This is a genomic window from Armatimonadota bacterium (assembly GCA_018268395.1).
Classification (GTDB): Bacteria; Armatimonadota; Fimbriimonadia; order Fimbriimonadales; family Fimbriimonadaceae; genus JAEURO01.
In genome coordinates this window covers 817188-838595 of sequence record JAFDWQ010000001.1, presented here as the reverse complement: position 1 = coordinate 838595, position 21408 = coordinate 817188, and the positions used below count along the sequence as shown (strand labels likewise).

Sequence of the window (21408 nt, the reverse complement as noted above, 5' to 3'; positions counted from 1 at the left end):
ACGGCCCTTCGTGAGTTCAGGCTCCGGAGTTCGCGGCACCACCGCCGCGCGGTCCGCCGCCGCCACCGCCCCGGTTACCGCCGAACCCCCGCTGCGGGAATTCGAACGGCTTGCCCTGCAACGACTTGAATTTCGTCTTCTGGTCCGCGGTCAACACGTTCATCAGCTTGGCCTGCGTCTCTTCCCGCAGCTTTTGCATCTCTTCGAAACGAGCGCGCCCGTTCCCGTTCCCGCCAGGGTTCCGGCCGCCGTTGCCGCCGTTGCCCGCACCAGGGCTGCCAGGCGCCCCTTGACCTCCGCGGGGCTGACCGCCGGCTTGCCCGTCGCCGCTAGGCCGCGGGAACATGGCCTGCATCTTCTCGCCCATCGCCTTTTGAAGGTCTTCGATCTGTTTCTTCTGAGCGTCGTTGAGACCGAGTTTGCCCGCGACTTCGGGCATCGAGAGCGCGTCCGCGCCCATCCTCTGCATCTGAAGCTCTTCCAGACGGGTCTTTTGTGAGGCGTTCAGGATCTTTTCGGCTTCGTCCTGGGCTTTGCGCATGGCTTCGAGCATCTTCTCTGGATCCGGACGCTCGCCGCCGTCGCCGCCGGGCCGTGCCGATGCCATGACGGCCTCAAGTTTCTTTTTCTGGTCGTCGGACAGTTTGATCTCGCTTTGGACGGCCTCCATTCTCAGGAGCATCAACGATCCGCCTCCGCCCCTGCGGCCCGTGAACTGACCTCGGCCCCCGGTCTGGGCGCCGGGCTGGCCGTTCTGCGGCCGTGGGCTGGGTTGGGCGCTGTTCGGCGCTTTGTCGTTGCCTGCTCCGGCCGGGCCTCCCGGAGGCGACGTCTGGCCGCCGCCCCGCGGTTGTTCACCGGCCCGGTCCATCGAGGCGCCGCCGCCCGGTGTCTGCGGCGCGGCTTGACCGGCGTCGCCGGAGGCCGGACGCGAAGAGCCTGGAACCCCGACTTTGACCGCAGGGCCGTCCGTGGGCGTACACCCGGTGAGCGAAAGGGAAGCGATGGCGACCGCCCCCAAAGCGAGCTTCAAATAGTGCGACATGTCTCCAGACCTCGAACCGATCCGATCGGATACGCCCACATGATACGCCACTACCCCTAGGCCCAGGTTCCCGGAACTTCCCCAGTTTTGTCCGGGCGGCTTAGCCCGGAGCAGATACAATCGGCCCGGATGTTGCCGGAGAAGACAGCGGTGAAGAGCCTGTCGGGCCTCGGAGGTTGGGGCCGGTTTCCGGTCACGGACGTCGAGGCGGTCAGGCCCGAAAAGGCGCGGGACCTGTCCCCTGTAGGCGGACAGTGCATCCCTCGCGGTCTTGGGCGGGCCTATGGAGACGCCGCCGTACTGACAGGCGGCACGGTCGTCATGACCGAGCGGCTGAACCGGTTCCTCGAGTTCGACCCTCAGACGGGCGTGTTGCGCGCTGAAGCGGGCGTCTCGCTGCGCGACGTCCTCCGCTACCTGGTCCCGCAAGGTTGGTTCCTCCCGGTCACTCCCGGCACGAAGAACTGCACGTTGGGCGGGTGTTTCGCCGCGGACGTCCACGGCAAGAACCATCATCGTGACGGCACGTTCAGCCGCCATGTCTACGGAATCGAACTCGTGCTGGCCAACGGAGAGCGCGTCCGGTGCGGGCCGGACGACCGCCCCGACCTGTTCTGGGCGACGGCGGGTGGCATGGGCCTCACGGGGATCGTTTCCGAACTCACGCTCCAGTTGACGCCCGTCGAATCGGCCTACATGATGGTCAGGCACACCCGGTCGCCCGACCTGGACCGGACCTTCGAACTCCTGACCGACCCGAAGTACGACGCCCGGTACACGGTCGCCTGGATCGATTGCCTGGCGAAGGGACCAAGGCTCGGACGAGGCGTCTTCATGGCGGGCGAGCACGCGAAGAAGTCCGAGGTCTCGCTCCGGAACGATCCCTTGGTCCTGCCGGAAAAGAGGGTCAAGCCGTTCCCGTTCGACCTTCCGGGGTGGGCGCTGAACCCGTTGACGGTCAAAACGTTCAATCGGGTCTACGACGCCTTCCAAGGCCGAAAGGGCGAGTTCGTCTGCGACTACGACAAGTACTTCTATCCGCTCGACGGGATCGAGGGCTGGAACAGAATGTACGGCAAGCGCGGGTTCGTCCAATACCAATACGTATTGCCGACGGCCGGCGCGTTCGAAGGAACAAGGACGATCCTGGAAGAACTCTCGGCCGCGGGAAGGGCGTCGTTCCTTGCCGTTCTCAAGAGATTCGGGCCCCAGGGGCCGGGCATGTTGTCGTTCCCGACCGAAGGCTTGACCCTGGCCCTCGACATTCCGATGGCCGACGGCCTGATGAACTTCTTGGAGCGGATGGACCAGACCGTGTCGAAGCACGGAGGCCGGCTCTACCTGGCCAAGGATTCCAGGATGAAACCGGACGTCTTCCGTGCGGGCTATCCGAGGATCGATGAGTTCTGTGCCGTGCGTTCGGCCGTCGATCCGGGCGGACGGTTCGATTCCGACCTGGCTCGGAGGATCGGACTGTGCCGGTGATCGAGGGGCCCGTGTTGGTCCTCGGCGCAACGTCCGGGATCGCACGCGAGACCGCCCTCGCCCTGGCCGAAAAGGGTGCCTCGCTGTTCCTCGCAGGCAGAGACCTCGACGAACTGGAGCGCGTCGCTTGCGACATCAAGATCCGGACGAACGTCCGGGTCGAGACGGGCCGATTCGATGCCGACGATTGCTCGACACACCTGGCGTTCTTCCAGGACTCCTCGTCAGTCATGGGTGGGTTCTCGGGAGTCGTCTACGCCGTCGGCGCTCTCGGCGACCAAATCCGGTCCCAAACCGATTGGCAGGAGGCCCACGCCGTCCTGCACCGTAACTATGTCGCGGCCGTCTCGGTCTTGCACGTCGTCGCAGCGGCGTTCGAAAAGGCCGAGTCCGGTTGGATCGTCGCGATCTCGTCGGTGGCCGGCGACCGAGGGCGCATGAGCAACTACGTGTACGGATCCGCCAAAGGCGGCCTCACCGTCTTCCTGCAGGGCCTGAGGGCCAGGCTACAGAAGTCCGGAGTCCATGTCCTGACGGTCAAACCTGGACCTGTCGATACGGCCATGACGTTCGGGATGGACAAGCTCCCTCTCTTGGCGCAGCCGAAGGTGATCGGTCGGGCGATCGTGCGTGCCCTTGAGAACGGGAAGGACGTCGCCTATCTGCCGGGCCCGTGGCGGGCGGTCATGTTCGTCTTACGCTCTGTCCCGGAAAGCGTTTTCAAGAAGACCAAGCTCTAGAGTTCCAGGACCTTAGCCTGGGCCCTCCTTTGGCGACCCTTCGGAGCTTCCCTATAATGCCGCTCATGCTCTTGACGAGGACGGTCGGTGCGCTGACGGCGGGCGTCGTCGCGTTCGTGGCGACCGGGTGCCTCCCCGACCTGACCTTGACCCGCACGGCCCGCACCGGCCCCGACCTTCAAGAAGGCGTGCGGTCCAAGGACAGGCGGGCCGGGCTGACCTCGTTCCTTCGTGACCTGCGTGCTCCCCGTAGCGGCCAGCAGTACTTTTCGGTCGCGGTCGACGGCGCCAAGTTCGGATCGCCGCGGTCCGAAGTCTGGGTCGATGGGCTGAAGGTCGTGGGGAACACGATCGAGGGGCGCCTCGTGCCGGGCGGCGGACAGACGTGCCGCATCGTCAAGATCGATGAATCCGAAGTCTGCGACTGGATGATCGTCGAAGGCGGCCGCGTCAAGGGCGGCGCGACGCTACGGGACTGAAACCTTACCGACCGACAAGGACGGGGAAGGGCTTGTGCCCGTCCCCGTCGGTGTTCATGTCTGAAGGACTTAACTGATCCTGTCGGCCTGGGCCCGGCGGGCCATGGCGTCCACGATGTCCTCGGCGGTCACCGCGTATTCGCCGGCATCAAGCCGGGCCTTGAGTTCCGAGACGAAGTCTTCACGGTCGGGCATCGCCTCGACCTCGGACGTTACGGACTTGATGAGATCGGCGTCCATGAGCCTGATCACCGCTGTATCGACGACGCTCTCCGGCGGGGTCAACCGACCGTCGAGAGCTTTGACCTTGTCCAATTGTTGCGTACTGATTTTCACGACAGACCTCCTGACCGGTCCCTTTCGAGGAAACCCGGCTGTCCGCGTGGGACCCGTGGCTTTGCGTGAGCGGAGTCGCCTCCGTCGTGCCTTTTCTGGCTAGGGCCTGGTCGTGCTAGTAGGAATAACGGTCGTTTCTCGAGGTTTCTTTAGGGTGAGACCTCAAGTTTTTTGTGACATTTCCGTTTTGAGTCCGACCATGGCTGCCATTGAGCCTAGGCCCGGTAGCATGAGCAGCGTGTTGACGGCCGTCTTGCTGGGATCAGTGGCTTCGACAACGTTGAACGACGGCTGGTATGCGTACCACGGCAATCCCGCTGCGGTCGACGGAAAGCATCCGACGATCCAAATGGTCAGTGAAGCCGTCACCGTCATTGTCGGTGATGAATCGAGCGATGTCGTGACCGACTTCGTGTTCCACAACTCTGGGGCGGCGACGACGGTGCGCATGGGGTTTCCGGACGGTGGAGCGAACGACGACGCGAACGAGGCCCGGCACACCAAGTCGGGTGTTATGACCGATTTTCGATCCACGGTCGACGGCCGGCCCGTCAAGACCCGCTTTGTTTCCGATCGGGCGATTCAAAAGCGCCTTGAGTATCCGCGATGGCAGGTGAAAGACGTTCCGTTTGCACGGGGCCAGACCAGGAAGATCCGGAACACTTACGGCGTGAGCCATGGAGCCGACGCCGCCACCGGTACTCCGGTCCTGTCCGTCGTGTCTTACATCGTCTCGACCGGCAGGACGTGGAAGGGGACGATCAAGTCTGCGACGTTCTCGTTCACGTTCACGAAAAAAGCCCTGCCGATAATGCCACGGTTCCTGATCGAGCGAGACTTTGACGACGTCGACCGGCTCCGATCCTTCTGGACGGAGAACCGCGACGCCGTTCTCTATCGGGGACCGGGCTCCGTCCGGAAAGACGGTCGGACGATCACGTTCTCGGTCAAGGACTTTGTCCCGAGGACGGACATTTTCCTGAAATTCCGACCTAGGTTCTCCTAAGTCACTTCCCCGGCAGGATGACGTCGGCGACGGCGAACGAGCGCCGAATGTCCTGGAGCACGACTTTTACGCGGTGTCCGACGTGTTCGATGCCGTCCAGGAGTTCCACGTAGTAACCCGAGTCCGTCCATCCGATCGCCTTGTTCGACGATTCCGACGCGGAGCGGCGAACGTTGCACTCGAGGACCTGTGCGCGGCGGAAGCCCATCAAGGAGCGGTCGAACTCGTCGATCGTGCCGGACGTGATTTCGAAGTCCTCGAAGTCGAAGTCGAAGTTCGCCCGGATGTAAAGACCGCGTTTCAAGTCGTGCTCGAGGTCTTCGATGTCTTCGCCGTCCAACCCGATGAGGCTCTCGACGACTCCCGGATGGCATTCGATAAAGAACGCGTTTCCTGGTTCCGAGAGCTTACGTTTCATCTCCCGTTCGACCCAGAGGCCGACAGTGTCAGCGCTCGCGATCCGGCCGCGGCCTTCGCACATGGGGCAGAGGCTCGTGATCGCTTCGGTGACGCTTTCACCCGTCCTCTTGCGAGTGATCTCGACAAGGCCGAGGGAACTGATCTTTCCGACCCGGGTGCGGGCCCGGTCGCGTGACAGGAGCTTTTCGAAGTGTTCGATCAGGCGTTTGCGGTCGGCCGCCTCGTCCATGTCGATGAAGTCGATGACGATGATGCCGCCCATGTCGCGTAAGCGGAGCTGGCGGCAGACCTCTTCGGCCGCTTCGAGGTTGGCTTTGAGGATGGTGTCCGAAAGCGAAGTCGTCCCGACCTGCTTACCGGTGTTGATGTCGATCGCGGTGAGGGCCTCGGTCTCGTCCACGACGAGGCTTCCTCCACTCTTAAGCTGCACCTTGTGTTCGAGCAGACGGTCGAGGTCCTTCTCGATCCCGTAATGGTCGAAAATGGGTTCTTCTCGGTCGTAGAGGTGGATCCGGCCTTTCAACTTCGGCGCGACGATCCCGGCGACGAGCGCGACCTTTTCGTACTCCTCAGGGTCGTCGATGACCATCCGGTCGATTTCGTCGCCGAAGACGTCCCGGATCGTCCGGTACAGCAACGTCTGGTCGCGGTGCACCACGACCGGGGCCCGAAGGCGCTTGGCGTTCTCGAGCACTTGAGACCAGAGTTGCTGGAGGAAGAGGATGTCGGCTTTGAGTTCGGCTTCGGTCCGCCCTTCGCACTCCGTCCTCAGGATCAGTCCGAAGCCGTTCGGCACGATCTTCTCGCCGACCCGACGGAGCCGCTCTCGCTCTTTGCGGTCTTCGATCTTGCGGCTGACGCCGAGGTGGTTGCCTTCCGGCATGAGGACGACGTAGCGGCCAGGAAGCGAGATCCGGGTCGTAACGCGGGCTCCCTTGGTGCCGCGCGGGCCCTTGGTGACCTGCACCATCAATTCTTGGCCCGGCTTGATCAGTTCTTTGATCTTGCGACGCCGCAGTTCGGAGCGGCGGACGCTCGCAGGGCTGCCGTCGCTCAAGTCTTCGGGCAAGATGTCCGCGACGTAGAGGAACGCGTTGCGCTCGAGCCCGATATCGACAAAGGCAGCATCCATGCCCGGAAGGACGTTCTGGACGATGCCCTTAAAGATCGAGCCGACGACGCGCTCTTCCCGCTCGACGCGGTATTCCATGAGCTTCGCGTCTTCGAGGACGGCGATGCGGGTCTCGCGGCTGGCGCAATTGACGATGATTTCGATGTTGCGCGGTCTGGACAGTCCGGTGGACGGTCGATCCGACGATCTAGGGTTGGACCTTCTTCTCAATGAAAACCTCTTCGTCCGGTCTCAACGCGGCGGAGCGGCACGCTCTTCGACACCTGCGGAGTTAAGGGACGCTCGAGATTCTACCGTCCCGGCCGGCACGGCCAAGGCCTTCGTCTACGCGGCAGGCTCGAAGGAGAACCAAACGTGATCGTACTCGGCGGGCCAGCCGAGCGAGATCTCGAGCCCGATCACGCGGACCCGAACGAGCCCCATGACCTTACGGTCGAGCGGACGGACGTACTTCGAGGCGTCGCCCCAAGGGTAACAGTCCATGCGGCCGTAGTCCTTTCTCAACGGCGCCGTCGCGTTCGTATTGGGCTCATAGAGGTTCTTGGTCCAATCGTAGAGGTTGAGCGACTGGACATAGGTGCCCATGGCAGCCGACCGGCCCACGACCGAAAAGCGCAGCGCGGAAGGGGCCGACGACAGGTGTCCTTCGAAGCGGACCGTGATCGGATACACCTCCGCGTTCGGGACCAGGAAGCGGCAGAACCGCATCGCTTCACCGTCTTCGACGGCCAGGCTTTGGACGGTTCCGGACGTGTGCTTGCCATAAAGCACCGTGACGTTGTCGACGGGTGCTTCGACAGGCGATCCGTGGGCCATGACCGCCAGCAGTCTGACGACCGCGACAGCCGTGCCGCGCGAGAATCGGGCAAGCATCACGGCCCTTGTTCCCTGTGCCGCACGGATCTCAACTGGCCGGAATACCGGATCTCACGGCGGCCGTCGACGGTCTTAACCTTCGGGTATGCGCCGCGCCATGACGTTGCGGTGCTCGACCTCGTCGAACCCGTAGGGCCTGTAAAGCTCGTGGGCGTCGCGTGTCGCAAGGACCGTCATCCGGATGCCGACCAGGTCCGGATGAGCGAAGACCCCGTCCATAAGGGCGCGGCCGACGCCTTTCCCCCGTTCTTCGGGATCGACGATGACGTCACAAAGCCAAGCGAAGGTCGTGCCGTCGGTGACGACTCGGGCGAACCCGATCAAGCGGTCGCCTGCGAACGCCCCGAAGTTCACCGACGACGCCATGGCCCGACGCTGTTCGTCCAAAGTCCTGTTGGCGGCCCAGTAAGACCCGCTCAGCCAACGGTGGACGGTCTCGACGTCGATACGACCGGAGTCGGTCGTGACGGTCAGGGGAGGCTCCCTCATGCCCTGATGATGTCGCGGAACGGGCGCGAGGTTCCGTCCTTGCCCGTTGCCGCCTGACCCGGTACCCTCTCGAACCTATGTCGAGGCGGGTGTTCAAGCTCTACGACACGATGACGAAACAGGTGAAGGAGCTCCAGACGTCGGAACCGGGGCACCTCCGTTTTTACACGTGCGGCCCGACCGTCTATAGCTACGCGCACATCGGCAACTTCCGATCGTTCCTCGGAGCCGACCTTGTCGTCCGGACGGCCCGTTCGTTGGACTGGCGCGTGACATGGGTCACGAACGTCACGGACGTCGGGCACCTGACTCAAGACGACGTCGCCGACGCCGGAGGGGAGGACCGCATGGAGCGAGCGTTGCGGAGTAAGGAAGGCGAGCATTTCGCCAACGTTTGGGACCTGGCCGAGTACTACACCCAGTGCTACATCGAAGACTGGGAGCGGCTCAACCTTAGTGAACCGCACGTCCGTCCGAGGGCCACCCAGCACGTGCGCGAGCAGATCCTCATGGCCGAACAACTTGTTTCCGACGGCCACGCGTACGAAACTCCGACAGGCGTCTATTTCGACGTCGATTCGTTCCAGGGCTACGGCAAACTGAGCGGTAACACGCGCGACAAGTTGATGGAGGCCGTGCGGGAAGTCGTCGTCGACGACAATAAGAGGAAGCAGGCCGACTTCGCGCTCTGGAAGAAGGACGACAAGCACCTCATGCAATGGTTTTCGCCTTGGGGCTGGGGCTTCCCGGGGTGGCACATCGAGTGTTCGGCGATGGCGCGCGTCTATCTGGGCGACACGTTGGACCTCCATAGCGGCGGCGAGGACAACGCGTTCCCGCACCACGAGTGCGAGATCGCCCAGAGCGAAGCCGTGACGGGGCGGCCGTTCGCCAACCATTGGATGCACGTCCGCTACTTACAAGTAGAAGGCGAGAAGATGGCGAAGCGGACCGGGAACTTCTATACGGTCCGGGACCTTGTCGAGCGGGGGTTCGACCCGCTCGCCCTCCGGTACGCCTTGATCAGCGTCCCTTATGGAAAGCCGTTCAATTTCACGCTCCAAGTCTTGAAGGACGCCCAAGGCAACGTCGAACGGTTCCGGGAATGCGTCCGGCGCGTCGAAGCGCGGCTTCCAAGGTTCGTCGAATCGACGCTCGGTGCGCCCGGGCCGGAACATCCGCTCGATGCGCTGTACGGTCAAGCCCTCGACGCCATGTGCGACGATCTGAACACGTCGGTCGCGATCTCCAAAGCGGTCGAGGGTGCCAAGTGGATCCTGCGTCAGCCCGGACTTTCAGACGCCGACGCCCTAGCCGCCGGGTGGTTCCTGAAGGCCGTCAACGGTCTGCTCGGGATCGCGTATCCGGAGCGGCACGCCGGCGCCCATGAGGGAACCCGGGAGGAAGCAGAACCGACGGTCCAGGGAAGGACCGTGAGCGAGTGGATCGAAGCCCGCACCGCGGCGAAGAGGTCCAAGGACTTTATCGAGTCGGACCGGATCCGTGACGTCCTGAGTTCGGAAGGGATCGAGTTGCGGGACGCTCCGGAAGGGACGACCTGGATCCGGAGGCCCTTTAGCCGTGCTTCGGGCGGTGACTGATCTCTTTGAACCGTCTCGGTGACGAGCCCGTCGCCTCCCGCATCACTTTGTTGAAGTGCTGAAGGTCGTTGAACCCGACCCTGGCCGCGACCTGCTTGACCGAAAGGGCCGTGTTCATGAGGAGCCGCGTCGACTCCTGGATCCTCCGTTGGAGGACGTACTCCTGGACGCTCGTGCCGTGCTCGGCCTGGAACAGCCTCAGCAATTGGCGTTGGGAGACTTCGACCGCTTCACAGAGTTCCTGCACCGTGAACTTCCTGTGCAGGTTGTCCAGGATCCACGTCTCCGAGGCCGAAATCGCTTCGTGGCCGGGGATCACGTCGAGATCGCAGGACACTTTCCAGACAAGGTGCCAGACGAACGCGACCGCAGCCAGCGGGCTCTTGTCGCTCTTGTCGATCGCGTCCCGCCAATCGCCCCACGTCGAAGCCATTCCGCTCGACAGGTAAGGCACGGCACGACGAGGGAAACCCGAGCCGGGAAGGTTGAACCGGACGGCCGTATGGAACGTTCCGTCCCCGACCATCGAATGGACGACGCGCGCTCCCGGGGGTATGAGGGCCACGTCCCCGCACTCGACCGCGAACGTCACGGTATTAACCGTTAGGGCGTTGCCGTGGTGGTAATAAAGGGCCGACCATAGATCGGACGGCTGTGTCCACTCCTTCGAATCTCCTGAGAACGCTGCTTCGCTCACGACGGCCTTCGTCGGCGAAGCGGCCAGCGATGCCACCGCAAACCGCATGTCCCGCTACTGTACCAGTTTCAATGGCGGAAATTTACCAGTAACGGCCAACAAATACCAATTAAGTCAGTTTGGGTCCGACTATGATGAGACAAGGACTCTGTCAATCATAGACCTAAGCGCAAGGGTCCAAGACCGCGATTGCCATTTACCGCCCGGGCTCGATGTCCGGGTTTTTTTTCTTCTTCAACCGGCCCGGCGGAGGGGCGACGACGACGTTCCGGCCGTCGCCATCGTGGCGGATGGTCACCGTCCAACAGTCTGCAGGATCGACCCATGTCCCCAGACGGTCGGGCCACTCCACTAAGGTCACATGGCTTTCCAAGGTGTCTTCCAGTCCGAGCCCCGAGTCCGATGCGACCCGGTAGAGGTCGACGTGGACGACAGGCGGGACCGTTTCGAACATCTGGACGAGGTTGAAGGTCGGCGAGCGGACGGGGTCCTTGAGCCCCAACGAGGCGAGATAGCCTCGGACGAAGGTCGTCTTGCCGGCCCCGAGTCCGCCGAAAAGGAGCACCGTGTCGCCCGGACGGAACGCGCGCCCGACCTCGGCTGCGAGCCGGGCCATGGCAGCGGCGTCCGGCACGGAGTACTCCACGCGACGAGGGATACCCGAACCGCGCCCTATGCCCCGGGCTGAAGAAACCGCACAATCAATCGGCCGATGTCGATGATGATGCGGGGAGCCGCCAACGCGGACGAAAAGGCGCCGAAGAACGTCGATCCGGCGACGCTACGGCGCGTCGTCGGGTTGTTCCGGCCCTACAAGCGGCGTGTCGTCCTGACCCTCCTCACGGTCCTCGTCGGCGTCTTGCTCGGGCTGTTGCCGCCGTTATTCCTGAAGGTCTTGTTCGACGACGGGATCATCGCCCGGGACATGGGCGTCGTGGCCTTGTTCTCGGTCCTATCGATCGTGGCGAACCTTGTCGCGGCCGGCGTGACGCTCCTGTACGGCTATCTGAGCGTCGTGATCGGACAAGAGATCATGTGCGATCTGCGGCACGGTCTGTTCGAACACCTTCAAGGCATGCCGCTCGCGTTCTTCACGGGCACGAAAACGGGCGAGATCCAAAGCCGGATGATCAGCGACGTCGGGGGTGTCCAGCAGGTCGTCAGCGGCACGTTCGTGGACGTGATCTCGAACCTGGCGATCGTGGTCAGTACGTTGATCAACATGCTGTGGATGGACTGGCGGCTGACCTTGATCAGTATCGCCATGGTGCCGATCGTCGGCATCGTCGGGAAGAAGGTCGGCGAGTTCGCGCGCAAAGTCACGAAAGGCACTCAGGAGCAGACGGCCGAAGTCAACGCGATGATCCAGGAGACGCTTTCGGTCAGCGGGATCCTCCTGACGAAGACCACGGGCCGCCACGACATCGTCGCCAAGAAGTTCGACGTCGAAAACCGCAAGCTCGCAGACTGGCAGATCAAGGCCCAAGTGTTCATGTACACGATGTTCGGACTGTTCCGGATGATCACCGGACTGTCGCCTGCGATCGTGTACTGGTTCGCAGGATGGCTCCTTCTCCAAAGGGGCGACACTCACATCACCGTCGGGACCTTGATCGCGTTCACCGCTCTCCAGACGCGCCTCTTCTTTCCGTTGACCGGATTGATGAGCGCCCAGGTGCAGGTGATGAGCTCGTTCGCGATGTTCGACCGCATCTTCGAGTACGTCGACCTCAAGCAGGACATCCAAGACGCTCCGGACGCGGTCGCCCTCGACCCTGCGACCCTTGAGGGGAGGGTGGTCTTTGACGACGTGACGTTCCAGTACTCCGCCGACCAGCCGGAGCCGACGCTCAGCGGGATCGGTTTCGAGGTCGAACCAGGGCAGTTGGTCGCTCTTGTCGGTCCCTCGGGAGCGGGAAAGACCACGCTGACCTACCTCGTCCCCCGACTGTGGGACGTCACGGAGGGATCGGTGACCATCGACGGCCATGACGTCCGGGGCGTGACGTTGGCATCGTTGCAGCAGTGCGTCGGGGCCGTCACCCAAGAAACGTATCTTCTCCACGACACCGTCCGCGAGAACCTTAGGGTCGCGAAGCCGGACGCGACGGACGATGAACTGACGGAGGCGTGCCGCCTCGCGGCGATACACGACCACATCGCGTCGCTGCCTGAAGCCTATGACACGATCGTGGGCGAGCGCGGCTATAAGCTTTCAGGCGGCGAAAAACAGCGCCTCGCCATCGCCCGGGCGATCCTGAAAAACCCGCGGATCCTCATCCTTGACGAGGCGACGTCCGCCCTCGATACCGAGACAGAACGACAGATCCAGGCCTCGCTGAACACCTTGATGAAGGGTCGCACCACGTTCGCCATCGCCCACCGGCTGTCGACGATCGTCGCCGCGGACCAGATCCTCGTCATCGACGACGGCCGGCTCGTAGAACATGGTCGGCACGGCGAACTGCTCGCCAAAGGCGGCGTCTACAAACGCCTTTACGACGAGCAGTTCAGCGGACCTGAGGCGACCGCCGGTCCGGCACCGTCACGAGACCCGTCTCTCGCTTAGGTCGGTTTCAGGGCATCGGCCACGACTTGACTTTCATGTCCATGCTCGCCGTGTAAAACGTCTTGCCGTCCGGCGACACGGCCACGGCCGTGACGGGACGCTCGTGCCCTTCCTTCCGGAACTTGACGGCTCCGCCCGCCGTGTCCACGACGAGGACTTCGTTGTCCTGAGTCCCGACGACCAGGCGCTTTCCGTCAGGCGAGAACGCCAGCGCGTTGGCCTCGACCTTAGGGCCGCCGAACTGCGGTGCGGGAGTGCTCGACGCGGACCAAAGTTGAACGGGGTTCTCGGTGCCTCCGGTGGCGAACCACTTTCCGTCGGGCGAAACCGCGACGCACTTGCCCCGTCCCCCTTGTTCAAAGATCGCCCTAACCATAAGGTTGGACGAATCCCAGAGCATCGCCGTCCCGTTCTCGTCGATGGAGACGACGGCCTTCGAGTCGCTCGAAGCACTGATGCCCGCGACACCAAACTTGTGCTTCGCGCCGACCTTGGCTTCCGTCCCGTCAGGCCCGACCTTCCACACGTTGTTGTCCTGGCATGCGGCGGCGAGGCCGCCGCCCGGGAGGAACACGATACCGTTGACCGCGCCTTCATAGCCCGTCACCGTCCGTTGTAGCGCTCCGCTGGCGACGTCCCAGAAGCGGACCTTTTTGTACTGCTCGCCGCTGGCGAGGGTCTTGCCGTCGGGGCTGAACGCCAAGCATTTCACCTCGCCGTCGTGCCCTTCGAGCACCTTCACGCACTGCCGCGTCTTCGCGTCCCAGATCCTGACGGTGAGGTCGACGCTTCCGGAAGCGAGCCACTTGCCGTCAGGGGAGACAGCGAGGCTGCTCACCTCGCGCGTGTGGCCGACGAAGTCTTGGACAGGCGCTATCAGGGCGGCGACGACAAGTAAGGTGGTCATGCTCGCCGGAGTCTACACGGGTCAGCCGGCAAGGATGTCAGATGCCGACGACGTTGTAACCGTCGTCGACGTAGACGACCTGTCCGCTGACTCCCTTGGAAAGGTCGCTCATCAGGTAGACGCAGGTACCGGCCACTTCTTCTTGGGCGAACGGGCGTTTGAGAGGGGCCCGCTCGTGGACGTGATCGATCTTCTCGATCAGGCCCTTGACGCCGCGTGCCGAAACCGTGTTGATCGGGCCCGGGCTGACCGTATTGACCCGGATGCCGCGCTCCCCAAGGTCGATGGCCAGGTATCGGACCGCCGATTCCAGCGCGGCCTTCGCCACCCCCATGACGTTGTAGCCCAAGACCGCACGGACGCTACCGAGGTAGCTCATCGTCATGACGCTCGCGTCGTCCGCAAGGACGGGTTCGAGGGCTCGGCAAAGTGCGATCAGGGAGTAGGCGCTGACGTCCATAGCGACCGAAAAGCCGTCGCGGCTCGTGTCGATGAATCGTCCCTGGAGGTCTTCCTTCTTGGCAAAGGCGGCGCTGTGGACGAGGAAGTCGATCGTGCCGTACGCCGCAGCGACGGCGTCGCGCAAAGCTTCGAGCTGGTCGTCGAACCCGAAATCGACCGTGAACGTGTCGAACCGCTCCCGCCCGTCGATCATCTCCTGCACCCGACCGAGCAGCTTGTCGTTCTGCGCGCCGACGCCGACGGTCGCTCCGTGCGCGTTCGCAGCGTCGGCGATGGCCCAGCCGATGCTGTTCTTATTGGTGACGTTGAGGACGAGGCCCTTCTTGCCTTCCAGGAGCATGGGCAGATTATGGCGGAGCCTGGACGCCCCGCCCCAACCCTTCCTCCGTTTCGGAGCGCGAACGAACCTGGGATCGGGGACGGGCTCGGGTCGAGGGATACAATCGAGGAAGTGGCTACAAAGACCGTGATCCGTGCACCGAGAGGCCCGGAACTGTCCTGCAAGGGCTGGCTTCAGGAAGCCGCGCTTCGGATGCTGATGAACAACCTGGATCCGGAGGTGGCCGAGAGGCCGGACGATCTCGTCGTCTACGGCGGGACGGGCAAAGCCGCCCGGAACTGGGAGTGCTTCGAGGCCATTGTCCGTTGCCTCCGGGACCTGGAGAACGACGAGACGCTGCTCGTGCAAAGCGGTAAGCCCGTCGGAGTCTTCCGCACCCATGCCGATGCGCCGCGGGTGTTGATCGCGAATTCCAACCTGGTCGGTAAGTGGTCGGACTGGGAGCACTTCAACGAACTGGAGCGCAAAGGCCTGATGATGTACGGCCAGATGACGGCCGGTTCCTGGATCTACATCGGTTCGCAAGGCATCGTCCAGGGCACGTTCGAAACGTTCGCGGCTTGCGCCGACCGCCACTTCGGAGGATCCCTGGAGGGCAAGCTTGTGGTCAGCGGCGGCATGGGGGGAATGGGCGGCGCCCAGCCTCTCGCAGCGACGATGAACGGTGCGGCGTACTTGGGGATCGACGTCGACCCCTCGCGGATCGAGAAGCGCCTCAAGACCGGATACTGCGACAAGGTCGCCTGGTCGCTCGACGAAGCTCTCAAGATGTTGGACGGTCGTCCGAACATCAGCGTCGGGCTCGTCGGCAACTGTGCGGACGTTCTTCCCGAACTCGTCAGAAGACAGATCGTTCCCGACGTCTTGACCGATCAAACGAGCGCCCACGATCCCTTGAACGGATATGTCCCGAACGGCATGACCCTGTCCGGCGCGTTCGAGCTGAGGCAGAGCGACCCGGACGCGTACGTCCGAAAGTCGAAGCAGGCCATGGCCGTCCATGTCGGGGCGATGCTCAAGCTCAAAGAGCTGGGTGCCGTGACGTTCGATTATGGGAACAACATCCGTGCTTTCGCCCAAGATGCCGGATGTCAGGACGCGTTCGACATCAAGGGTTTCGTCCCGGAATACATCCGGCCGCTGTTCTGCGAAGGGAAGGGCCCGTTCCGGTGGGCGGCACTTAGCGGCGACCCAGAGGACATCCATAAGAGCGACCTAGCAGTGCTAAACCTCTTCCCCGAAAACGGTGCCCTGAGTCGTTGGATGTCCAAAGCCAGGGAAAAGGTTCATTTTCAAGGTCTTCCGGCCCGGATCTGTTGGCTAGGCTATGGGGAAAGGGTCAAGGCCGGGCTCAAGTTAAACGACATGGTGGCGAGCGGGGAACTGTCCGCTCCGATCGTCATCGGGCGTGACCATTTGGACTGTGGATCGGTGGCGTCGCCGAACCGCGAGACGGAGTCCATGCAGGACGGCACCGACGCGGTTTCGGACTGGGCGTTCTTGAACGCGATGGTCAACTGCTCGGCCGGAGCGACGTGGGTGTCCGTGCACAACGGCGGTGGAGTCGGCATCGGCTATTCCCAGCACGCTGGGATGGTCGTCGTGGCGGACGGCACACCGGAGGCAGCGAAGCGGCTGGAGCGCGTGCTGACCACCGACCCTGGGATGGGCGTCATCCGTCACGCCGACGCGGGCTATGACGACGCGCGCACGTTCGCCCGATCGCACGGGGTCAAAGTGCCGATGGAAAGGTCTTAGGACGTGAGCACCTAGCGACGGCACGCATCCGTAAGAAAGGCCGTATGCCCCAGTTTCAGAGCTTCTACGGTGAAGAAGGCAATCCCGTCGATCAGTCCGGATGGCTCAGGATCGTGGACAGGCCTTCGAAGGGGCTCGGAGGTCTGGTGGTCTCGACGCGTCCCGTCCTCGTCTCGGCCGATCAGGACGTCGCTTGGCTCCATAGCAGCCCCTTTAACACGCCTTTGCGTATCACGGCGGGGAACGTCTATGGTCAGATCGCCGGCGATTGGAAGGTCGGGTACGAGCACGACAGCCTAGGCGACGTCAGATGGCTCTCCTCGATCGTGATCGAACACGGTACCGATTCCGGTCTCACGACGTGGGCGTCGGTCGACCATTCCTCGACGACGAAAGGTCCCAGGGTTCCGCGCGACCCACCCTTCCTCGTCCAACGCGCCGGCGCAAGTTTTCAGGTCAGTAAGGGCGGCGAAGCTCTTGTAAAGTGCCACAACGTCTGGCGAGATTCGGACGACGCTCGGCGGATCAAGCTCTTTCTGGAGGTGTCCACCGATTTGGAGGCGGACGGTCGGTGTCTCGTCATGGCCTTTGCCGCTTTCCTCCGTGGATTTCCCAATGACCCCTAAGGAGCGTAAGCCGGAACGTCGCCGCCACTGGCCGCGATAGAATGGCCCGTATGCCGTTCGCGTTCGCCCCGGCCCTTTTCGTCGCCGCAGTCCTTCAAGAAAAGGCTGGCCCGAAGCTCGACTCCGTGACGCCGAAGTCGGTCGAGGCCCACTTGAAGTTCTTGGCGAGCGACCTGCTTGAAGGAAGGGGGACGCCCAGCCGGGGATTGGACATCGCGGCCGAGTACATCGCGGCCCAGTTCCAACTCGCCGGACTTGAACCGGGCACAAAGGAGGGCTACTTTCAAATCACCGAGTTCGAAAACCGTCGGACGCAGGTCAAAGCCCCTGTCCGGAACGTGATCGGCGTCCTGCGCGGGACCGACGATAAGCTCAAAGACACCTACGTCTTGGTCACGGCGCACTACGACCACCTGGGAATGCGCGAAGGAGAGGGTGATCAGATCTTTAACGGCGCGGACGACGACGGCAGCGGGACGGTCGGCGTCATCGAATGTGCGCGGGCCTTGGCCGGAATGAAGCCCAAACGGACCATCGTCTTCATGTGTTTTTGGGGCGAGGAGATGGGTTTGCGGGGCTCCAGGCACTACGTCGAGAACCCGGTGTTCCCCTTACGGGACACGGTGGTCGACATTAATCTGGAGCAGATCGGACGGACCGACGACGATGAGGGCCCGCGCGTGTCCGAGTTCAATGTGACCGGATACGACTATACGGACTTGGCCGAACGCTTGAAGGCCGCAGCCGAGCCGCATGGAGTCAAGGTCACGATGCACGAGAAGCTGAGCGGGCCCTACTTCTTCGCCAGCGACAATGCCGCATTCGCCGGGGTCGGTGTCCCTGCGAACACGGTCAGTACGGCTTACAGCTTTCCCGACTACCACAAACCGGGCGACGAGTGGCAGAAGATCGATTACGACAACACGACGAAGATCGTCCGTTCGGTCTGCGCCGGCTTATGGTCCATCGCCAACGATCCCCGGCCCATCAAGTGGAACGAAGCCAACGAAAAGACCAAGCGTTACGTCGAAGCCTGGAAAAAACTCCAGGGTGATCAGTCGGCGTCTTTCGTCCCGGCAGCATCCAGGGCCGCCCGCAATTGATCCAAAAGGTCGCACGGAAGGTCGATCCTGGCCAGCTTCTCCTTGACGCACCGGACCACGTTGCCTTCAAAGTGGAACTCTTCGGCACATTCGGTGCACTTTTCCAAGTGTTGCCGGACGGCTTCCATTTCTTCCGCCGTCAGTTCCCGATCGATATAGTCGCTCAACCTTCGGAAGGCTTCCTTGCAATCGAACTCGTTCATGGTGCCCTCTGTCCCTCGACGCTCACGATCCCCCGTTCGACCGCGACCTCCCATAGTGCCTTCTGCAACAACTTGCGCCCTCGATGGAGCCGTGACCGGACCGTCCCGACCGGTACATCGAGCACATGGGCGATCTCCTCGTAGCTCGAATCTTCCAAGAAATAGAGGACGGCTGCGGAACGGTATTCGTCGGGCAACGTCTGCATCGCTTGTTGGACGGATTCCAGTTCCAGTCCGTCTAAGACAAGCCGGACCGGGTCTTCGGGGTTCCCGTGCAACCCCGCCTGACGGGTCATCTGGAAAAGATAGACGTCCTCGACCTCGTCGAACGACTGCACGGGCAACGCCTTCTTCGACCGGGACTTGAGGTAGCGGTTCGTCAGGATGCGCAGGAACCAAGCCTTGAAATTGGATCCGGAAGCGAAGGTCCCGAAGGCTCGGAACGCCTGGACGGTGGCGTCTTGGACGAGGTCCATCGCGTCCTCGGCGTTGTGCGTGAGTCCGTGCGCGACGCGGTATGCGACCGCGGCCACGGGGGCCAAGAGGTCTTCGAACTCCTTTCTCCGGTCGAGGGTCGCCTCCATGGAACGGGTCGCCGGAGTATAGCCAAGGGCCGCTGCCGGGCCAGGGCCGAGTCGAAAAATCTGTCAAGTTCGAACTCTCCGCCGCAAACCGGCCTCACAATGGAGTGATGAGAACGATCCTGTTGTCGGCCGTCGGTCTTATGCTGGCCTTGACGGGCCAAGACCAAAAGCGCCCGCTCTCGGCGTCGTTCGTCACGACGCCGTCCAGCGCGTATTTCATCGCCCCGTCCCGGTTGATCAGCGAAGGGCTCGTCGACGACCTTCAGTTCTCCCCGGACGGCCGGTTCGCTTACATCGGCGGTCGGACCGATACGGTCGTCAGTGCGGAGGGCGAACTGAAGCGGGCCCTCGAGGGGAACGGTGGACAAGGACAGCTTTGGATGAAGGCCTGGGACACGAAGTCCGGTTCCGTGCGCGATGTTCCGAGGATCGTGTTGGAGAGGCTGATGGCCTCGAGGGCGAGCATGGAGTTCACCTCCGTGCCCAATACCGTGCTCCTCGTCTCAATGGACTTTCCGGCCACCGCCAAGGAGGGCGCCGTCAGTCCGGTGACGACGGTCGACCGATTGTCCTTGATCGACGGTTCGTTCAAGCGTCTGCTCAAATTCGAGCGGCAGGCAGGACGGTTCGCCTCGGTCGAGATCTCGCCGACCCGGCCGTTCTTCGTCGTCCAGGAGTTCTCCAGGAACACGCCCGTCGACGCCACAGGATACAAGTCGACGGTCGGGTTTACGAAGTACGACTTCGAAGGCAACGTCGTCAAGAAGGGGCAGGCTTCCTTAGAGGGCAGGGCGATGCTGTCAGGTTGGACGAAGGACGGTGAGAACATGCTTGGCAGCGTGTCAAGGGTCGCGGCGGTCGGGAAACGGGCAACGTACAAGACCTTGGTCGCAAACTTCACGACAGGCTTGATCAGCGAGACGACCGAGCCCATCGCGATGTACGGCGACGGCGAGTCCGAGCCAGAAATCAGGGCCCTCCTTGCCGATTCCGAGACCGGGGCGGGGTCGAAGAAAATCCCCGTTCGGAACCTCTGGATGGTGGGGAGTCAAGCCGAAGAGCAGAGCATGGCGTTCGTGGCGGCCGATGTCGACAAACATTGGCTATCGCCCGACCTTCATAGGATCGCCTACACGGTCGAGGGTCGTCTTTACGCCCGCGAACTGGCGAAAGTCGACCTCGCCGCTTTCGCCGAGGCTCTGAAAGTCGCGGACCGCAAGGAGGCGATCGATAAGGTCAAGCAGGTCGCGACCGGGATCATGATGTACTGCGCCGATAACGACGACTTGTTCCCGCTTTCGGGCGACATCAAGGACTGCGTCGGGCCGTACGTCAAGTCGTTACAGACGTTCGATGGTTTCGTCTACACGTTCTCGGGCAAGAACGCGACCGGGATCGACGATCCGGCGAGGACCGAGATCGGCTACTTGCCGATCTCCGGAGGCCGTTGCGTGGCCTTCGCCGACGGGCACGTGAAGTTCGTCCCTGACCCGAAAGAGAGACTATTCGAGTTCGATGGAGAGCGCCTTCCCCAGTGCCTTGAGCTCCTTCATCAGGTTGTCGTAGGCTTTGGGATCGAGCGCCTGCGAACCGTCGCTGAGGGCGTGCTTGGGGTCGGGGTGCATTTCGACCATGACGCCGTCCGCTCCGGCGACCATGGCCGCTTTGGCCATCGGCAGGACGTACCTCGCCACGCCGGTCCCATGGGACGGGTCGACGACGACGGGTAAGTGGGAGTGCTCTTTCAGGACCGGGATCGCCGAAAGGTCGAGCGTGTTGCGCGTATAGGCCCGGTCGATGGGCATGACCCCGCGTTCGCACAGGATGACCTGTCGGTTGCCTTGGGAGAGGACATATTCTGCGGCGAGGAGGAACTCGTCGATCGTTGCCGACGGCCCGCGCTTGAGGAACACGGGTTTGCCGCTCTTACCGGCTTCGATGAGCAGAGGAAAGTTCTGCATCGACCGAGCCCCGATCTGCAAGATGTCGACATACTCCCCGACGAGCCCGACCATGTCCGCGCTCATCACTTCGCTGACGGTCGCGAGGCCCGTCTCCTTGCCGACTTGCCGGATGATCTTGAGCCCTTCTTCTTGCAGGCCCTGGAAGGAGTACGGCGACGTCCGGGGCTTGAAGGCCCCGCCCCTCAAGACGGTCGCGCCGGACGCTTTCACCCTATCGGCCGCGGCCCGGAACTGCTCGTAAGATTCGACCGAGCACGGCCCTGCCATGACCGTGAACGAACCTGCGCCGATCCTGACCGCGCCGACCTCCACGACCGTCCGCTCCTTATGGAACTCGATCGATGCCAGCTTGTAAGGGCTGCTCGTCTGAGTGACCTTGCTGACGCCTTCGATCGAACCGATCGCAGACTCTAGGAAGATCCGGTCGTCCGGCGAGAGGGATGCGGGGATGCCGATCGCCAAACGGTCCTCGCCCGGCATGACCAGGGGATCGAAGCCTCGTTCTTTGATCACCGTGCAGACGGCTTGGATCTGGGCGTCGCTCGCCCCGAACTGCATCACGATGATCATGGGAGGACGTAATATA

22 protein-coding genes and 1 riboswitch are annotated in these 21408 nt (G+C 62.8%); of the genes, 10 read left to right on the top strand and 12 right to left on the bottom strand.

Going from position 1 to position 21408, the window contains the following annotated elements:
* Nucleotides 1-16 precede the first annotated feature (16 nt).
* Nucleotides 17-1045 carry a hypothetical protein gene (locus tag JST30_03800; GenBank protein MBS1713440.1) on the bottom strand — a complete coding sequence of 343 codons (1029 nt, stop codon included), beginning with the start codon at nt 1043-1045 and terminating at the stop codon, nt 17-19.
* Between the two features lie 129 nt (nt 1046-1174).
* Here JST30_03800 and JST30_03795 point away from each other — a divergent pair, with 129 nt between their 5' ends.
* From JST30_03795 to JST30_03785, 3 genes are all read left to right on the top strand, one after another.
* Nucleotides 1175-2530, top strand: coding sequence for an FAD-binding oxidoreductase (locus tag JST30_03795; protein ID MBS1713439.1), 1356 nt, complete (start codon nt 1175-1177; stop codon nt 2528-2530).
* Nucleotides 2530-3270: an SDR family oxidoreductase gene (locus tag JST30_03790; protein ID MBS1713438.1), complete on the top strand. Its 741-nt coding sequence runs from the start codon at nt 2530-2532 to the stop codon at nt 3268-3270. The genes JST30_03795 and JST30_03790 overlap by 1 nt, the downstream gene beginning before the upstream one ends.
* Before the next feature lie 65 nt (nt 3271-3335).
* On the top strand, nt 3336-3749 hold the full coding sequence (locus tag JST30_03785; protein MBS1713437.1) for a DUF2314 domain-containing protein: 414 nt from the start codon (nt 3336-3338) through the stop codon (nt 3747-3749).
* A 69-nt stretch (nt 3750-3818) separates the two neighbouring features.
* Here the strand turns inward: JST30_03785 and JST30_03780 are convergent, their stop codons facing one another.
* A complete protein-coding gene (locus tag JST30_03780) occupies nt 3819-4085 on the bottom strand; it encodes a flagellar biosynthesis anti-sigma factor FlgM (protein MBS1713436.1) in 267 nt (88 codons plus the stop codon).
* A gap of 25 nt (nt 4086-4110) precedes the next feature.
* Nucleotides 4111-4186: riboswitch (cyclic di-GMP riboswitch) on the bottom strand.
* 128 nt (nt 4187-4314) lie between these two features.
* On the opposite strand from JST30_03780, the gene JST30_03775 reads away from it, so the two are divergent.
* Entirely contained in the window at nt 4315-5091 is a 777-nt protein-coding gene (locus tag JST30_03775) for a hypothetical protein (GenBank protein ID MBS1713435.1), read from the top strand.
* 1 nt (nt 5092) lies between these two features.
* On the opposite strand, the gene JST30_03770 is transcribed toward JST30_03775, so the two are convergent.
* Complete coding sequence (locus JST30_03770; protein ID MBS1713434.1) at nt 5093-6721, bottom strand: Rne/Rng family ribonuclease; 1629 nt, start codon at nt 6719-6721, stop codon at nt 5093-5095.
* Here JST30_03770 and JST30_03765 point away from each other — a divergent pair.
* Nucleotides 6720-7001 carry a hypothetical protein gene (locus JST30_03765; GenBank protein ID MBS1713433.1) on the top strand — a complete coding sequence of 94 codons (282 nt, stop codon included), beginning with the start codon at nt 6720-6722 and terminating at the stop codon, nt 6999-7001. The genes JST30_03770 and JST30_03765 overlap by 2 nt on opposite strands.
* Here JST30_03765 and JST30_03760 read toward each other — a convergent pair.
* Nucleotides 6968-7519 (bottom strand): hypothetical protein, encoded by a 552-nt coding sequence (locus JST30_03760; GenBank protein ID MBS1713432.1) that lies wholly within the window; start codon nt 7517-7519, stop codon nt 6968-6970. The genes JST30_03765 and JST30_03760 overlap by 34 nt on opposite strands.
* Before the next feature lie 72 nt (nt 7520-7591).
* Nucleotides 7592-8008, bottom strand: coding sequence for a GNAT family N-acetyltransferase (locus JST30_03755; GenBank protein MBS1713431.1), 417 nt, complete (start codon nt 8006-8008; stop codon nt 7592-7594).
* Nucleotides 8009-8085: 77 nt separating this feature from the next.
* Between JST30_03755 and JST30_03750 the strand changes: the two genes are divergently transcribed.
* On the top strand, nt 8086-9609 hold the full coding sequence (locus tag JST30_03750) for a cysteine--tRNA ligase (protein MBS1713430.1): 1524 nt from the start codon (nt 8086-8088) through the stop codon (nt 9607-9609).
* On the opposite strand, the gene JST30_03745 is transcribed toward JST30_03750, so the two are convergent.
* Nucleotides 9584-10354: a helix-turn-helix transcriptional regulator gene (locus JST30_03745; GenBank protein ID MBS1713429.1), complete on the bottom strand. Its 771-nt coding sequence runs from the start codon at nt 10352-10354 to the stop codon at nt 9584-9586. The genes JST30_03750 and JST30_03745 overlap by 26 nt on opposite strands.
* A gap of 148 nt (nt 10355-10502) precedes the next feature.
* Nucleotides 10503-10952, bottom strand: a complete 450-nt coding sequence (gene tsaE / locus JST30_03740) for a tRNA (adenosine(37)-N6)-threonylcarbamoyltransferase complex ATPase subunit type 1 TsaE (GenBank protein ID MBS1713428.1) — start codon at nt 10950-10952, stop codon at nt 10503-10505.
* 75 nt (nt 10953-11027) lie between these two features.
* Here tsaE and JST30_03735 point away from each other — a divergent pair, with 75 nt between their 5' ends.
* Entirely contained in the window at nt 11028-12875 is a 1848-nt protein-coding gene (locus JST30_03735; GenBank protein ID MBS1713427.1) for an ABC transporter ATP-binding protein, read from the top strand.
* Nucleotides 12876-12882: 7 nt separating this feature from the next.
* On the opposite strand, the gene JST30_03730 is transcribed toward JST30_03735, so the two are convergent.
* Entirely contained in the window at nt 12883-13782 is a 900-nt protein-coding gene (locus JST30_03730; GenBank protein MBS1713426.1) for a WD40 repeat domain-containing protein, read from the bottom strand.
* A 37-nt stretch (nt 13783-13819) separates the two neighbouring features.
* On the bottom strand, nt 13820-14584 hold the full coding sequence (locus JST30_03725; protein MBS1713425.1) for an enoyl-ACP reductase: 765 nt from the start codon (nt 14582-14584) through the stop codon (nt 13820-13822).
* 9 nt (nt 14585-14593) lie between these two features.
* Between JST30_03725 and hutU the strand changes: the two genes are divergently transcribed.
* From hutU to JST30_03710, 3 genes are read left to right on the top strand one after another with little or no spacing between them, the layout of a single operon-like run.
* Nucleotides 14594-16342 (top strand): urocanate hydratase, encoded by a 1749-nt coding sequence (gene hutU, locus JST30_03720; GenBank protein MBS1713424.1) that lies wholly within the window; start codon nt 14594-14596, stop codon nt 16340-16342.
* 44 nt (nt 16343-16386) lie between these two features.
* Nucleotides 16387-16968, top strand: coding sequence for a hypothetical protein (locus JST30_03715; GenBank protein ID MBS1713423.1), 582 nt, complete (start codon nt 16387-16389; stop codon nt 16966-16968).
* Nucleotides 16969-17009: 41 nt separating this feature from the next.
* Nucleotides 17010-18071: a M20/M25/M40 family metallo-hydrolase gene (locus JST30_03710; protein MBS1713422.1), complete on the top strand. Its 1062-nt coding sequence runs from the start codon at nt 17010-17012 to the stop codon at nt 18069-18071.
* Here the strand turns inward: JST30_03710 and JST30_03705 are convergent.
* The 3 genes from JST30_03705 to aroF form a co-directional block, all read right to left on the bottom strand.
* Entirely contained in the window at nt 18023-18274 is a 252-nt protein-coding gene (locus JST30_03705; GenBank protein MBS1713421.1) for a zf-HC2 domain-containing protein, read from the bottom strand. The genes JST30_03710 and JST30_03705 overlap by 49 nt on opposite strands.
* A complete protein-coding gene (locus JST30_03700; protein MBS1713420.1) occupies nt 18271-18858 on the bottom strand; it encodes a sigma-70 family RNA polymerase sigma factor in 588 nt (195 codons plus the stop codon). The genes JST30_03705 and JST30_03700 overlap by 4 nt, the downstream gene beginning before the upstream one ends.
* Nucleotides 18859-20360: 1502 nt before the next feature.
* Nucleotides 20361-21392: a 3-deoxy-7-phosphoheptulonate synthase gene (gene aroF / locus JST30_03695; GenBank protein ID MBS1713419.1), complete on the bottom strand. Its 1032-nt coding sequence runs from the start codon at nt 21390-21392 to the stop codon at nt 20361-20363.
* Nucleotides 21393-21408 lie beyond the last annotated feature (16 nt).